Source organism: Halobacteriovorax marinus SJ, assembly GCF_000210915.2.
Lineage (GTDB): Bacteria > Bdellovibrionota > Bacteriovoracia > Bacteriovoracales > Bacteriovoracaceae > Halobacteriovorax > Halobacteriovorax marinus.
Window position 1 is genome coordinate 161,758 of record NC_016620.1, and the last position, 14,416, is coordinate 176,173.

The 14,416-nt window shown below is 34.9% G+C and carries 16 protein-coding genes; 4 read left to right on the forward strand and 12 right to left on the reverse strand.

From position 1 onward, the window contains the following. The first annotated feature begins 67 nt into the window (after positions 1-67). Both BMS_RS00745 and BMS_RS00750 read left to right on the forward strand, forming a co-directional pair. Entirely contained in the window at positions 68-319 is a 252-nt protein-coding gene (locus BMS_RS00745) for a hypothetical protein (RefSeq protein WP_014242876.1), read from the forward strand. Between the two features lie 32 nt (positions 320-351). Then, the gene (locus BMS_RS00750) at positions 352-600 is read left to right on the forward strand and encodes a hypothetical protein (protein ID WP_014242877.1); all 249 of its coding nucleotides are present in this window, start codon (positions 352-354) and stop codon (positions 598-600) included. On the opposite strand, the gene BMS_RS00755 is transcribed toward BMS_RS00750, so the two are convergent. From BMS_RS00755 to BMS_RS00775, 5 genes are all read right to left on the reverse strand, one after another. Beyond that, positions 593-994: a FlgT C-terminal domain-containing protein gene (locus BMS_RS00755; RefSeq protein ID WP_044557140.1), complete on the reverse strand. Its 402-nt coding sequence runs from the start codon at positions 992-994 to the stop codon at positions 593-595. The genes BMS_RS00750 and BMS_RS00755 overlap by 8 nt on opposite strands. 166 nt (positions 995-1,160) lie before the next feature. Beyond that, positions 1,161-2,885 carry an ABC transporter substrate-binding protein gene (locus BMS_RS00760; RefSeq protein ID WP_014242879.1) on the reverse strand — a complete coding sequence of 575 codons (1,725 nt, stop codon included), beginning with the start codon at positions 2,883-2,885 and terminating at the stop codon, positions 1,161-1,163. A 70-nt stretch (positions 2,886-2,955) separates the two neighbouring features. Beyond that, a complete protein-coding gene (locus tag BMS_RS00765) occupies positions 2,956-3,450 on the reverse strand; it encodes a regulatory protein RecX (RefSeq protein ID WP_014242880.1) in 495 nt (164 codons plus the stop codon). 58 nt (positions 3,451-3,508) lie between these two features. Beyond that, on the reverse strand, positions 3,509-4,633 hold the full coding sequence (gene recA, locus BMS_RS00770) for a recombinase RecA (protein ID WP_014242881.1): 1,125 nt from the start codon (positions 4,631-4,633) through the stop codon (positions 3,509-3,511). A gap of 244 nt (positions 4,634-4,877) precedes the next feature. Further along, a complete protein-coding gene (locus BMS_RS00775) occupies positions 4,878-5,366 on the reverse strand; it encodes a phosphatidylglycerophosphatase A family protein (protein WP_014242882.1) in 489 nt (162 codons plus the stop codon). A gap of 43 nt (positions 5,367-5,409) precedes the next feature. Between BMS_RS00775 and BMS_RS00780 the strand changes: the two genes are divergently transcribed. Beyond that, positions 5,410-6,636, forward strand: a complete 1,227-nt coding sequence (locus tag BMS_RS00780; RefSeq protein ID WP_014242883.1) for a TIGR04552 family protein — start codon at positions 5,410-5,412, stop codon at positions 6,634-6,636. Here the strand turns inward: BMS_RS00780 and BMS_RS00785 are convergent. From BMS_RS00785 to BMS_RS00810, 6 genes are read right to left on the reverse strand one after another with little or no spacing between them, the layout of a single operon-like run. Then, positions 6,633-7,517, reverse strand: a complete 885-nt coding sequence (locus tag BMS_RS00785) for an alpha/beta fold hydrolase (protein WP_014242884.1) — start codon at positions 7,515-7,517, stop codon at positions 6,633-6,635. The genes BMS_RS00780 and BMS_RS00785 overlap by 4 nt on opposite strands. After that, entirely contained in the window at positions 7,507-7,932 is a 426-nt protein-coding gene (locus BMS_RS00790; RefSeq protein WP_014242885.1) for a hypothetical protein, read from the reverse strand. The genes BMS_RS00785 and BMS_RS00790 overlap by 11 nt, the downstream gene beginning before the upstream one ends. 29 nt (positions 7,933-7,961) lie before the next feature. Then, on the reverse strand, positions 7,962-10,103 hold the full coding sequence (locus tag BMS_RS00795; RefSeq protein WP_014242886.1) for an ATP-dependent DNA helicase RecG: 2,142 nt from the start codon (positions 10,101-10,103) through the stop codon (positions 7,962-7,964). Continuing rightward, positions 10,075-10,551, reverse strand: a complete 477-nt coding sequence (greA, locus tag BMS_RS00800) for a transcription elongation factor GreA (protein ID WP_014242887.1) — start codon at positions 10,549-10,551, stop codon at positions 10,075-10,077. The genes BMS_RS00795 and greA overlap by 29 nt, the downstream gene beginning before the upstream one ends. Before the next feature lie 11 nt (positions 10,552-10,562). Then, on the reverse strand, positions 10,563-10,862 hold the full coding sequence (locus BMS_RS00805; protein ID WP_052590544.1) for a hypothetical protein: 300 nt from the start codon (positions 10,860-10,862) through the stop codon (positions 10,563-10,565). Then, positions 10,862-11,350 (reverse strand): hypothetical protein, encoded by a 489-nt coding sequence (locus BMS_RS00810; RefSeq protein WP_044557141.1) that lies wholly within the window; start codon positions 11,348-11,350, stop codon positions 10,862-10,864. The genes BMS_RS00805 and BMS_RS00810 overlap by 1 nt, the downstream gene beginning before the upstream one ends. Positions 11,351-11,489: 139 nt before the next feature. Here BMS_RS00810 and BMS_RS00815 point away from each other — a divergent pair, with 139 nt between their 5' ends. Continuing rightward, the gene (locus BMS_RS00815; RefSeq protein ID WP_014242889.1) at positions 11,490-13,208 is read left to right on the forward strand and encodes an ABC1 kinase family protein; all 1,719 of its coding nucleotides are present in this window, start codon (positions 11,490-11,492) and stop codon (positions 13,206-13,208) included. Here BMS_RS00815 and BMS_RS00820 read toward each other — a convergent pair whose 3' ends face one another. Beyond that, entirely contained in the window at positions 13,209-14,231 is a 1,023-nt protein-coding gene (locus BMS_RS00820; RefSeq protein ID WP_014242890.1) for a GNAT family N-acetyltransferase, read from the reverse strand. Positions 14,232-14,416 lie beyond the last annotated feature (185 nt).

Below are 14,416 nucleotides of genomic sequence, written 5' to 3' on the forward strand. Positions count from 1 at the left end.
CTTATAAAATGAAAGTTTATCCTTAATTTTAATATATCTCCCCGAGAAAAGGAAATGGGAGAAAGTTTTGAATGAGGTAATTGTTATATCTGTGTGCGAGAAAGTCGTTAAAACAAATAAGTTATGTGGATATGAGTTTCATTTTAGAGGATTCTTTAAGGGCGAGAAGATAAATAAAATAAATGTTCGAACTAGAGAAACATTCTCCATAGGGGAAGAGTATCTCTTATTCTTAGAAATTGAGGATGTTCTAAGTCTTAGCCTTAATACTAAATTAATTCAGTCTACTGAATTGAAAAAAATTAGTTTTCCAAATTAACTGTTGTGCTATGATTTAGCTTAGGAGTCGGTATGGAAACATCAGTTGAAGAATTAGCAATGGCAGAGAGAAAGTTTTTACATGACCTTAGTAATCATATTGTGGTTGCTCAAGGAATGGGAAATGTTGCCTTAAGAAATCTCCAATCAAATGATGGAGAAGAAGTTGATCCAAAAATAATTGAAAAGTTAGAGAAGTCTGTTGGAGCAATTAATAAGATGATTGCTTTAGTGAAAGAGCGCAGGGCCGTCCTACACTCTTTAACAAAGAAAGTTATTTAACTTTAACGTTTACCTTGTCGCCAATCATAAAGCCGCCAATATCATAAACCTTTGCGTCTTTACCAATATTAGACTCTTTAAGAGTAGCAATCGCAGTATCTTTTTCAGTATGAAGAACCTCTAATTCTCCAATTTTAACTTGGTATTGATAGCGCTGTTTTGTTTCATAGGGGTCTAGTCTTGAAATTGTTCTATAAACATCAAGTGTCGTACCGAGGTCTACTCCCTGCTCACTTCCAATATTCACATAGAAGTTCTTATTAACAGTTTCATTTTGATAGCCCATTGGTAAGTCTTGAACGATGCTGAAGATTATAAAGTCTCTGGCAAAGCCCATGCTTGCAGTAAACATAAAAATTACAATGGCGATAATTTGCAGGTTTATCTTTTTCATTTCCATTCCTAAGTAGCAGGTTAACCAATAACAATTGGTCATAACTACTCATCGTTAGAAATGCTTAGATACTAAAATGATCAAGTTTTAAAACCCCTCTGGTAGAGGGGATGTGGAGCTTTTTGCCGATTTTCTTAAGCAAGTGAGCGCCCTTTCGAGCGCTTAGCTATTTTTGATTAAGTCTTAGATATTTAAAATTATTATAGATCAGGTCAGAGTGACGATAGTTATTTAGCCTGTCATGATAAAGGATGTAGTTCCTAGAATAGTACTGCATTACCCATGGTAAATCGTGGATAATAATCTCCTCCATTCTCTTCATAACCTCAATCTTCTCAGGTCCGTTTGGCATAACTTTTAGTTTATTAAAGAGCTTATCAAATTCCTTATTTGAGTAGAACGTTGAGTTTGGCCCAGGAGCATGGTTCTTTGATATTAGAAGCTGAAGAACATTCTCTGAATCTGGATAATCTAGGGCCCATCCATCTTGCCAGAATTGTAGTTTTCCTTGTCTTGCTTTTTCTAGAAATGCTGGGAAGTTGTTAAGAGCGACCTGAACATTGATGCCTATCTTACCGAGTTCTGATTTAACAAAGTCCGCTTGTTGTCTATTTGTAGCACTAACACCTCTTACATCGTAAGTGAGTGTTGGAAGACCCTTACCATTTGGGTAGCCTGCTTTCTTTAAGAACTCACGTGCCTTTTCTAGATTATATTCATAAGGTAATTGAGCAGATGGGTCGTACCCTGGAATTCCTGGAGGATAAATCGAGTTAGATTTCTGTCCAATATTATTAGTAAATACTTTGATATATCTTTCAACATCTATAGCATGCGCGATCGCCTTTCTTAGATTTAAATTCTTTCCAAGTAATGGATCTTGCATATTGAATGATAGCCACCAATAAGTAAGAGTTGGAAAAATTTGTAACTTTATATTCTCTTCTTGAAGTTCTTTTGTAAGATTCCCATTTGGATCAACAGCTGAACTATAATTGTCTTTAGGAATGATTAGAAAGTCGATCTTCTTGGCCTTAAAGTTAAGCCATCTTGTTTGTGCTTCTTTATAGACGTTGTATTCAACCTTATCAATAAAAGGAATAACCTTTCCTGAGTCCTTTAGTAGATTCCTTGAGTTTGCAATTCTATCGCCTTGCCCAGGATAAAAAGCTTTTCGATAGTTTTCATTCTTTATAAGTCTTAATTTTGTAGATGATGTCCAAGAATCTAATTTAAATGGACCAGTTCCTATAATTTTATCGTTTAAGTTATTCTCATACATCTCAATTGCTTCAATAGGCATTGGTGAAGTGAAGCTCATTGCTAATGTGTAGAGCATTTGTGGGTAACTTTCATTTAACTCAATGACAAGAGTGTGGTCATCGATTGCCTTTAGGCCTTCTATTTTTGTCGTTTTAAATTTCTCAAAATCTCTTCCTACAGAGTTTCTAAAGTCATTCAATCCTTTGATTTTTTGATCAAATAGCCACCATCCATTACTATTAGTTGGTAAGTAGGCCAGCCTTTTGATTTGATTAATAAAATCTTCTGCTTTTACAAATCTTGCTTTTCCTTTGAAAGCAGGGTCATCATGATATTGAATATTCTTTTTGATTTTGATTGTATACTTTCTTCCATTGTCTTCAATGATAGGCATCGCTTCTGCTAAAAGTGGTTGAATAGTATAGGGTCTCTTTAAATAGTGGTACTCATATAGAGGTTCATAGCCTTGGTAAACGATAGACGCTGAAATTGTATCGTAACTATTTGCTGGGTCTAGTGTAGAGATCTCACCCGAAATTGAGACATTTAAGGTATTAGAGTCATCCTTTTTCTTACAAGAAAATAGAGAAATAGTAAAAATGAGTAAGAGTACTTTAGCTAAATTCATAATAATCCTTTGTTCATTAAAAATTTAACATAAATAATTTTGAGTGTGAACTGAGATTCGGATTAATGAGTTACTGAGAGAGATTCTTGATGTTGGAGAAAGTCTCTTTCACTTCATCTAGGTCATGTCCTTTAGAAAGACAGTGTCTAATAATCTTTTGTATAGAAGGTGAGAAGAAGTCTAGATCTGGTGTGAGCTTAGTTGTTCTTAGCTTCTTTTCAATAATCGTTTCAATTTGAACTCTCGTCGTTTGACGATACTCTTGAAATAATTCAGCTAGCTCTTGTGTACTTACGAAGAGATTCTCTTCTGATAACTTAGAGATAATCAAATTGGGATGATTATTTTTAAGCATCAGTGATTTGGCTTTGGACATAGCATACTCATTCTCTCTTAAGTAACCTTTGTCTTCAACCTCTTGAATAGCCTCCTCTATATGATTAGATGAAAACCCTCTTGTCTTAAGCTTATTTGCTAATTTGTATTTAGAGTAATCTCTCTTTGTGAGTAGCTTTATAATATAGAGGTATGCGTTCTTTGTTGATGATTCTTGCAGTTGAGTCATATTTAGAAAAATAGGGGCCAGATATTCATCTGGGCCCTATTGTGCGATAGAAGTTTAATTATTGAATTGTTTTCTTCGATTTCTTTGCTTTTGTTTTCTTTTCTACTGGAGCTGTCTCTTCGATAATCTCTCCAGTTTCTTTGTCGACAGCTTCTTCTTCTAAAGTGATTAAACCATTCTTTGCTAGAACTTTGTTTCTAATCTCTTCAAAGATATCTTTGTTCTCACTTAAGAAGTTCTTTGAGTTCTCTCTACCTTGACCAATTTTTGCATTATTGTATGAGAACCATGCTCCTGCCTTTTCAACAACACCGTGTTCAACAGCGAGGTCAAGAACATCACCTGTTTTAGAAATACCTTCTCCATACATAATGTCGAATTCAATTTGCTTAAACGGTGGAGCAACTTTATTTTTAACAATCTTAACTCTTGTTCTACTTCCTACAACTTCGTCACCATTTTTAATAGCACCGATTCTTCTAATATCTACTCTAACAGAAGCGTAGAACTTAAGGGCGTTACCACCAGTAGTTGTTTCAGGGTTTCCAAACATAACACCAATTTTCATTCTTAACTGGTTAATGAAAATAACTGTTGTATTTGATCTTGAAATCGAACCTGTAAGCTTTCTAAGGGCTTGAGACATTAGTCTTGCTTGAAGACCCATGTGTGAGTCACCCATATCACCTTCGAGCTCTGCTCTAGGAGTAAGGGCAGCAACAGAGTCGACGATAAGAAGGTCAACAGCACCTGAGCGAACAAGCATATCAGCTATTTCTAGTGCTTGTTCCCCAGAATCTGGTTGAGATATAAGTGTATTAGGAACGTCGACTCCTAGCTTTTCTGCGTAATAAGTATCTAGTGCATGCTCAGCATCGATAAATGCAACTGTACCACCAGCTTTTTGACATTCTGCTGCCGCATGAAGAGTTAAAGTTGTTTTACCAGATGACTCTGGACCGTATACTTCAATAATTCTACCTTGAGGGATACCACCAACTCCAAGAGCGAGGTCTAGTCCAAGACAACCTGTTGAGATAGCCGGAACTTTTTCAAGTTTCTTTTCAGAATCGAGCTTCATGATAGCTCCCTTTCCAAATTGCTTTTCAATTGTGGCAAGGGCCAGGTCTAGTGCTTTTGTTTTGTTTGCCTCTGTTGAAGAGGTAGTTGATTTTGAAGCCATCTTCTTTACTCCTACATTGTAATTATTGAAATGTGTGATTCGTTTACGCTATCACTTTAGGTGCCTTTAAGCACGGTTAAACTTATGCAAAAAGCTCCACTTTATTGAAATTCAAATGCTTGTAATTAATGATTATTTGCATTCTAAAATTCAAGTTTTGAGAAACTTGCTAATCAGTTTATATATTAAATTATTTGCGTAAGTGGTGCGTAAGTCAAGAGAAAAATGCGTAAGTTGCGTAAGTTTAAATTACGCCTAGCGCATTAATGATCAAATAGACAAAACCTGCAAAGAGACCGCTTATGATATCGTCTAATATCGTACCGGCACCATGGTGTACTTTCTTATCGAAATAGCTTGCTGGCCATATTTTCACGATATCAAAGAATCGAAATAGGGCAAAAATTATTGTATAATGTAGCACCGAGTGATTCTGGAGAAAGAGCCATGTTGTGGCCACGCCGAGAGATTCATCAATAACTATCCATGAAGGGTCATGTAGTTTATATTTTCTTTGCGTGAAGTCTGTGACAAAGCAAGCTCCAGCGGTGGAAATTACCAGAAAGGGAATGTATAAGAAAAATGGAGCGCCAAGAGTTCCCAATGCAAATAAGAACGGCATGGTGACAAGAGTTCCAAAAGTTCCTGGGGCCCATGGAAAGAATCCCGATCCAAATACTGAAAGGAAGAGGATGTCTATGTTTTTAAGACTTGGCTTATTTTTTTCTGACATAGCTTCATGGTATTTTATTTTGTTCTTTAAGGAAATAGATTAAATGGTTAGACCTGATTATTTATCAAAATATATGTTCGATTGGGAAATACTCGATGTTGTTGTCGGGGGAAGATCGGCACTCGATTCTAAATTCTTTGTCACACCATTGATGGAAGCGAATCAAATAAATCAATTCCTAAAAGGATATGGACTCGATCCGAATGATCCAATTAGTAAGGCCGAGCTATTTGGAAACTTTCAAGAGGCCATGCAATTTGTACGCAGATACTTTTTAAAAGAGGGTAATAGTGAAGGTCTCGACTTAAAGATTCCTAACTCTCTTTATATGATTACAGATGTTAGTGAACTTCTTATGCTTGCAACGGGACAGAAAGAAGGTACAGAGAGAGAAGATCAGCTGTGGGCCGAAATTATTCTTAAGGTTATGCATACAATTCTTCACGTAGATAAAGATCTGAGATCAACGTACTTCTCTGTTATCCAAACACAAATTTTTGATAAGTTTTATAAGTATATAACTAGAGACTCTGACAGCCTCTTTCTCTCCAATGGAGAGGAGAAGATTAAGCTTATCGACTTTGAGACTAAATCAAAGAAAGCTCGAGAAAGTGTTATTATTAAATTACTTCATAAAGTCGAAAATGTTGCTGAGGAGCTATTTGATAGAGTTGGAGTAAGGTTTATAACTGAGTCAAAGTTTGATGCTCTTAGAGTTGTAAATTTTTTAGTGAGAGAAAATATTATAATTCCTCATAATATTAAGCCAAGTCGCTCGATAAATACTCTGGTCAATCTACAGGACTTAAAAGAAAAGTATCAAAATATAATTAAGATGAGTTTGCGTAACGACTTAGCTGAAGATCGTTTCTTAAATGCAATTGAGAGAGAAATTGCTGAGAATATAGGTTTAACTGATCAAGATAGAAATAAACACACTTCTAAAAAATATAAGGCCATTCAATTCACTTGTAGGCAGTTGATCAAATATAAGAATCCATTCTTTAAAGAATTTAGTGCAGTAAGAAAAGCTGCTAAAGAAGATGGTGAGAGTGAACTAGCAAAGAGTATAATGAATTTAGACCTCTCAATGATTGCTAGAGATGTTAGATTCTTTTATCCATTTGAAGTTCAAATTGCTGACCTAAAATCCCATAAAGAAAACACTGAGGGCGAAGCTTCTCATGCTGAGTATAAGAAGGCACAAACTCGCTCGGCCATGAAGAGAGTATTTGGAAACTTAATTAAGTATAAGAACTTAGAAGTCTAAGTTCTTTTGATAAAAGTTTCTATTCTCTTATTTGTAAGTTCTGGGAAATCAATTTGCGGAACGTGGCTTCCGTCTTTTAGAATATAGAGCTTTGAACTCGGTAGATATTGATGCAGGATTCTTTGAAGGTAGTTTGGTATAACTTTATCTGAATCCCCACCGATTATAAGCGTTGGAGTGTTGATATTTTCAAGTGATGAAATAATATCGTGCTCTTTCATTTGATCTAAAAGATGAAAGAAAATGTCTTTGGGTAATTCACTGATTTTCTTCATGTAGATTTGTACAAAAGAGTCTTCAACTTTCTTAGTATTGAATCCTCCATCTAAAACTATTTTTCTTGCGATGGGATTCTTATAAGAATTCTTCCATATAAATTCAAAAACCTTCGGGTTGTCCTTTGCGAATGATTTTATAAAAGGTGATGCAACATCAACAATATTAGAATCAAACATAATGTCTTGTGGAGGAAGAACTGTCCCAGAGATAACAACTGCTTTATAGACATCTTGTGGATAGTTCTTGCAATACTCTAAAGTGACATTTACTCCCATACTATGACCAATCATAATAGGGTTCTTAATATCTAAGAGAGTGAGAATCCCTTTTAAATCTTTAGTAATATTTTTAAAGGTACATGACTCGATTTGGTCTTGTCCTGATGAACTATAGTGGGCACGATAGTCGTGGATTAAAATCTTATATCCTAAGTTATCGAAATACTCCTCTTGTGGGGAGAAGTGTTTACGGTTGCAAACAAGACCGTAATTAAAGACGATAACAACTTCATCTTCATTCAGTTCTTCTTTTTTAAAATTTGTTAAATAGAAAATTCTAGTGCCATCTTCGGAATAGAAATAATCTGGGTACTCATTCTTCATTATATTTTATTCTCTCTAGATGTATAAACTCTTGCTCAATATGAGAGAAAATACTTTCTAACTCAGGACACTCTTCAATTCTCTTGGAATAAAGACTTTCAGTGTCTGTAATTGGATCTATGTGACTATATTGAAAATCGACCACTTTAAAGTGGAAGTCAAGGTATGAAAATTGATCTCCGATAGACAGAGATTTCTTACCTGAAATTTTCTTTCCATTTATTTTGTAAAAGACATTCTTTTTTTTGTTCTCAATGTAGAGTTTGTCATTTGCAACATTTAGATTGAAAACTTCAAGATTACTATCTGATATATTATGTCTCTTTGCTTTTCCAATAGAAATCATATTCCCATAATTTTTATGAGGGCCTAAAAGAAAAGGATTATGTGATTCAAGAACATCTAATATAATCATTGCTTTTATTTTACCAAAAAAGGGAATGACTAAATAGTGGAAAAAACTTTTGCATCTTTTGCCAGGGATTCGAGCTTTCTCTTAAAATGAGAAGTGTTTTGCTTAAGTATCTCTGAGAGGTCATCTCTTACGGCCTGCAAAGTTGAGAAATCTAAAATAATATTAGCAATTTTCTTTCCATTATTACTGCCTGATTGCTCTTTTCCAAAAGTATCTCCGGCACCTCTAATTTTTAGATCCTCTTCAGCTATCTGAAATCCATCGCTATATTTTTCGATAACTTGAACACGGTGAATACTTTCCTGAGATACACTCTTGTCAATAACGAGAAAGCAAAAGCCAGGCTTATCACCTCTGCCGACTCTTCCACGAAGCTGGTGAAGTGAGCTAAGACCAAATCTCTCAGGGTTCATGATGGCCATAACGGTTGCATTTAAAATATTTATCCCTACTTCAATTACACTTGTTGCAATAAGGATATTTACTTCGTTATTTTTAAATTCTTTCAATACTTGATTCTTATCTTCATTCTTGAGCTGGCCATGTAGGCCTTGAACATTTAGATTTGGAAAAAACTTTTTAAACTTCTCAAGAACTTCCTCTAGATTTAACATATCTTGTTTGGGGCTCTCTGTAATTGCTGGAACTACTATATAGATCTGTTCTCCCATGCTCGCCCTCGTATTTATAAAATTTAAAAACTTTCCAAAGTTTTCAGGCATAACAATTCTTGTTTTTGAACCCTTTCTTCCTGATGGAATTGTTTTTATAGTCGAAATATTTAAATCTCCATATTGAGTCATACTAAGACTTCTAGGAATAGGTGTGGCCGACATAATTAAGCAATGAGTTCCTTCACCTTTGTTTAGAAGTTTTAGTCTTTGATCAACTCCAAATTTATGTTGTTCATCAATAATAGCAAGTGCAAGATTTTTGAATTTAACTTCGTTCTGTATAAGTGCATGGGTTCCAATAATAAAATCAACTTCTCCATTTTCAAGACCTTTTAGAATTTCCTTCTTATCTTTGGAGCTCGTCGAGCCACAAAGAAGCTTTGAGGTGAATTTGAGATCGTGGCAATATGATTGAATTTCTTCAAAGTGTTGTTTTGCTAGAGCTTCGGTTGGACACATAAGGGCCACTTGAAGACCACTATTAATAATTAAAAATGAAGAAGTAATGGCAACGGTTGTTTTTCCACATCCAACATCGCCTTGTACAAGTCTCATCATCCTTTTTCCCGAATTAAGGTCGATGCAAATTTCTTTAAGGGTAGAGTCTTGATCTGGTGTTAGCTCATAAGGGTATATAGATGAGTATTTCTTACGATCTACATCCTTAATCTCTAGCTTAATGGCAGAAATATTGATGTTCTTTTTCTTTCTTAGATGAATTTTTAATTGCTCGTCTAGAAACTCTTCATATATTAGTCTCTTCTTCGCCTCTTCATATAGACCGTCGCTCCACTTCTCTAAGTGTTCTGTCTTCGCATGAATAAGTAAGAAAGATTGATCTAGGGGGAGAAGTTTTCTTTGTTCTCGAATATCTTCTGGAATAATATCTTCTATCTCTCTCCAGAGTTGTGCCGGAATCTTATCTATAACTTTTTTTATATTACTGGAATTAACACCATTTATAGTGGGATATTGAATTTTTAAATTTGGAAGAGGATTCTCCTCTTCTTCTTTAGTAGGAAGCTCTGTACTAAGAATACTTTCAAAGTCAGGATTCACAATTTGCTTTGAACTATTATAGATTTGCACCTTTCCGCTAAACTTTAGATAGTCTAATTTTTGAATGCTCTGTGATTGAGAAGGGTAGGCATTGAACCACTTTAATTCAATAATGTTGTCAGAAAATATATCTTTAACTATTGCTGTAATATTTAATAGGGGAGCTTGATTTTTTCCTCTTCCCTTGAAGCTTGGCAGTGACTTTGTTGAAAGTACTTTTCCTACTCCACTGAAGAGACATTCTTCGTATGCATTTTGAAAATTTTTAATGACTGGAGTGGCCTGTGTTCGTAGTGGAATAATCCAAAGAAGTTGCCAGAGAGTTGAGTAACCAGCGTCTATAAGAGATTGAGCGCTTTTAGTAGGACCTCTTGAGTAGAGGTCCTGAATATTTGAGTTCCAGTTAAGACTAGATGTACTCAAATGACTCGACTTCATATTCAATATCACCTTTTGGTGCTTTAACAATAACCGTGTCACCTTCTTCTTTTCCAATAACTGCTTTTCCTAGAGGTGATTTATAAGAGATTTTACCTTCTTTCATATTGGATTCAATCTCTCCAACAATTTTATAAACAACAGTTTCATCTTCTTCTACATTAAGTAGAGTTACAGTTGCGCCAAATACGATTTTATCAGTGCTTACTGTCTTAGGATCAATAACTTGAGCGTTAGCAATAACACCCTGAAGTTGCATAATTCTACCCTCAACAACAGATTGCTTTTCTTTGGCAGAGTGGTACTCGGCATTCTCTTTAAGATCACCAAGTTCTCTCGCTTCAGCAATTGTTGTTTTAAGCTCTTCTCTTTCTACTTTTATTAAATGATCTAGCTCAGCTTGAACTTTATCGTATCCTTCTTTTGTAATTGGCGTTTCATTACTCATACATTCTTTCCTTAGTCTTTAAATAGTGAGTTTGCGGCGCTTAGGAGATCATCTTTATTACTTCCACCGCCAGAGTGACCTTTTAAAATGAAATAGTCACAAAAGTTAGCCTTTTCCTTATCTACAATTCTATCAGCGCTAGGCTCGCGGCACTCATTATAGGCTGTTGAATCGTAGAATTCACACATTTTACAGCAATGCACACTCGCGTAGCAATAGGGGCATTCTTCGCTCCTTAGTACCTTTGCATTTTGTTCAAGGTCTAGACTCTTATTACATGAATGACAATTAATCTTGGTCTCTGGCGTCACTAAAAGCTCCACTTCTTTTCTAAATAAACTGTCTTATAGCTATTACTTTTCTTATTGCCTAGTCCTGTTTGATTAAACTCAATCTGAGGTAGATTTCTCTTATTATATTCTAGGATTGCGCGGTTCAAATGCCTTTCGTTTGAAGCCTCAAACGTTCTGGCCATTAGAAAATTTACAATAATAGAAGTGATACCACCAATGAGTAGTGTTTTCTTATTACTTCCACTGGAGTTTACAAAGAAGCTAGAGATAATCATTGAGGTACCAATCGTTCCAAGGGCGGCGTTGTGCCACTGCACTTTAGTACCATCTTGATACTTTTCAAGAAATTCCGAGGCCACCTTATCTCTTTCAAGATAATGCCTTAGCCCCTCTCCCTTTTGAGTTGCATTTGAGTCAATTAAGACTTCTTGTTGATTGATTACGGCTGTTCTAGAGCAGGTTTCTTGTCCATGGGCCGTTGTAGATACAATCAAAAAAATAAGCAAAATAGAGACTGTTTTAATCGGTTTCTCCTAATCGTTCGTAAAGTTCCATTCTAACTTACTTTGCACTCTTTTTAAATAGACATTGGTGGGATGCTTTTGCCGCTTATTTGTGTAGTGTGTAATGAGTTAAGATAAGTATATGGATTTAATTAAAACAGGTATTGGAATAACCAAAACAATTCGAAATGTTTCTCGCTTGAGAGAAATTCTTGTCATCTTTGCTCGCCACGGATTTGACGAATTTATATCTGGTTCATTAACGCAGCTTATTCCAAACTTTGTTTTACCAAGAAGTAAGAAAGGGATCAAAAAAGAGCTAGAAGAACAGGGGCATAAAGACTGGGGTGAACTGCTAGGTTTTAGACTTAGAAAATGTTTCGAAGAACTTGGGCCGGCCTTTGTTAAATTTGGTCAATTGCTCTCATCGAGAGAAGATATATTTGATGAATCCTTTATCGCTCAAATGAAAATTTTGCGAGATCAAGTTAAGCCCGTACCTTTTGATGATTCTGTAAAAATTATTAATGAAAGCTTAGGGGAGTCTTGGAAGAATGTATTTTCTGATATTGATCCTGAGCCTATTGGAACCGCATCTATTGGTGTTGTTTATAGAGGAACTTTAAAAAACGGATCAAAAGTTGTTTTAAAAGTTCAAAGACCTAATATTAAGAAAGTTATGATTACTGATTTCTCTATTATGAACTTTGTTTCAAAGCAAATAGAGAAAGTAAGTGATGAAATTAGATATCTTGGAATTTCAAGAATCGTAAAAGACTTTTCCATTTCTCTGCAAAATGAGCTTAACTTTAATATTGAGGCATTAAATAGTGAGAAGCTAAAAAAGAATCTAGCTGTTCACGACAAGGAAGGTCTCTTTTATATTCCTAAAGTATATAAAGAGTATAGTTCTGAGCGAGTTCTTGTTATGGAACTACTTGATGGAACTCCCTTTAGTGAAGCTGAACACTTTGAGGGACAAATTGAAAAAATTGCACCTCAACTTGAGAAGGGGTTAAAAACTTTTATTAAAACCTTTCTAACTGATGGCTTCTTTCATGCAGATCTTCATGGTGGGAACTTCTTCTATCTTAAGGATGAAAATATTGGACTAATAGACTTTGGTCTAATGGGGCACTTGAGTAAGAAGGGGCGAGAAAATTTCATTGCCATAATTTATGCTCTTCTAACCTTTAACTATGAGAATCTTGTTTACGAGTTTCTAGACGTTGCGGAATATGAATCAATTCCCGATATAGACGAACTAACTTCTGATATCAGAGATGCACTTTCTCCTTTTGTTGGATTAACTGTTCAGCAGACAAATTTTAATGTTGTACTACGAGAAGTGATTACGACACTTAGAAAGCACGAGATATTTCTTCCGAGAGAGTGGTTTATTGTCTTTAGAGCTTTAATCACTTTAGATGGAGTTGGCAAAAGTCTCAATATGGATATTGATCTCTTCTCGTTAATGGAGAGTGATATTTATTCTATTGTTAAAAATAGTTTCAAGAAGGAAGATCTTATTGAAGAGGCGGTCTGGCTGGGGAGAGATTTTCTTTCAAGCTCCAAAGTTCTTCCTCGTCATATTAAGTGGTTTTTAAAAGATTTCTCAAAGAAGGGATATGCATTTGAGATTGTACACAAGGGACATGAGAAACAATTTGACCAGGTTACAACTGCAATTCTTTTCTTAAGTCACTCATTACTTGCATCAGTCTTTATTGGTTCTGGTATTTTCCTTATTGGAACTAGAGTAGTGAATCACTTTGCTGATATACCAACGGTTACATATATACTTTGGGCAATTGCTACAGTCCTTCTCTTAAAGGGATTTAATTTGTCTAGAAAGCTTTAGTTAGATCGAATCAACTCCACCAATATAGATGCCTGGAATAATCTGTTCAAACTCCTTAATGGGAGTAGGTCCGAAGATCCCAGTGAGAAATTCATCAACTTTAAAATCAAATGAATTATTTAAGTAAGAAATATTGATTTCATTTTTCATAAATGAGTTGATACTCAATTGATCATTTGTAAGTTCTCTTAAAAAGTTTGACAGAAGGATAGGATTGGCAATTTTCATAAATGAGCTATAAAAAATATCTTTCTTATTAAATACCTTATTATATTTTTCTGGTAGCCAAAGTTGATAATCGGAAAAGAGCTCGTACTGATCAATAGGGTCATGAGAAGTAATGAACTCATGAATAATATTTGTGAGGTCGTTACCTTTTCCTTTTATAAAATATGAATTAATAACATCACTCTTTTTAATATATAGATTAGATGAGGTTATTTCCTTTATTTGATCCCAGTCGCTCTCACTTCTCTTTAGAGTTAGGTTATTCTGATTCGCGTAGAGATCTTTAATTTGATTAAAGTCTTCTGGACTTAAACTTTTAAAAGTTGTTTGCTTCCAATCACTAGAGAGGTTTTCATTTAATAACTTCTTCGTTCCTGTCTGAATAACTCCACCGGCCTCGTAAAACTCAAAGCGATTGTAGAGAGACTTAAGGTCTGACCATAATAGAAAGAGAGAATTATCATCTTTATACCTTTCTAGAATATTCTTAAAGAAGGGAGTGAAGTTTCCCTGTTGTTGATAGCGCTCATCTATAACGATTCCACCAATAAGAGCAACTGGTGTTTCTATTCCTTTATAGTGGAGAGTTCTCTCTTTCACGGCAATGTGGCCAATGACTTTCTTGTTATCAATTAAAAGGTGGCAGTTGTGATGATTGAGTGGCCCAAGAAGAGGATAGAAGTCAGTAAGAAAACTATGATGTGTGGGATATTTAAATCCCTTCTCTATTAATGAGATCGTTTCATCAAAGTAGTCAGGTGCTTGAGCTAATGTTGTTTGAAAAAAGTCTTTCATAATTCATTATTCTAACGGAGAAATACTTTAATTATTTTTTTATTTTTGAATACTTTTTCTACATTTTGGTCTTCTATGAGTGAGGAAATAATAAAAATGTGTATTAAGTTGTTGATATTATTGGTTGTTGGGCAATCTTTGCCTGTCTAAAGATTAAACACTTTTTTCTAAAGAAAGGGAGAAAC

Coding starts and splice junctions, on each gene's coding strand:
- BMS_RS00750 (WP_014242877.1), top strand. CDS start 352: ATGGAAACATCAGTTGAAGAATTAGCAATGGCAGAGAGAAAGTTTTTA.
- BMS_RS00755 (WP_044557140.1), bottom strand. CDS start 994: ATGAAAAAGATAAACCTGCAAATTATCGCCATTGTAATTTTTATGTTT.
- BMS_RS00760 (WP_014242879.1), bottom strand. CDS start 2,885: ATGAATTTAGCTAAAGTACTCTTACTCATTTTTACTATTTCTCTATTT.
- BMS_RS00765 (WP_014242880.1), bottom strand. CDS start 3,450: ATGACTCAACTGCAAGAATCATCAACAAAGAACGCATACCTCTATATT.
- recA (WP_014242881.1), bottom strand. CDS start 4,633: ATGGCTTCAAAATCAACTACCTCTTCAACAGAGGCAAACAAAACAAAA.
- BMS_RS00775 (WP_014242882.1), bottom strand. CDS start 5,366: ATGTCAGAAAAAAATAAGCCAAGTCTTAAAAACATAGACATCCTCTTC.
- BMS_RS00780 (WP_014242883.1), top strand. CDS start 5,410: ATGGTTAGACCTGATTATTTATCAAAATATATGTTCGATTGGGAAATA.
- BMS_RS00785 (WP_014242884.1), bottom strand. CDS start 7,517: ATGAAGAATGAGTACCCAGATTATTTCTATTCCGAAGATGGCACTAGA.
- BMS_RS00790 (WP_014242885.1), bottom strand. CDS start 7,932: ATGATTATATTAGATGTTCTTGAATCACATAATCCTTTTCTTTTAGGC.
- BMS_RS00795 (WP_014242886.1), bottom strand. CDS start 10,103: ATGAAGTCGAGTCATTTGAGTACATCTAGTCTTAACTGGAACTCAAAT.
- greA (WP_014242887.1), bottom strand. CDS start 10,551: ATGAGTAATGAAACGCCAATTACAAAAGAAGGATACGATAAAGTTCAA.
- BMS_RS00815 (WP_014242889.1), top strand. CDS start 11,490: ATGGATTTAATTAAAACAGGTATTGGAATAACCAAAACAATTCGAAAT.
- BMS_RS00820 (WP_014242890.1), bottom strand. CDS start 14,231: ATGAAAGACTTTTTTCAAACAACATTAGCTCAAGCACCTGACTACTTT.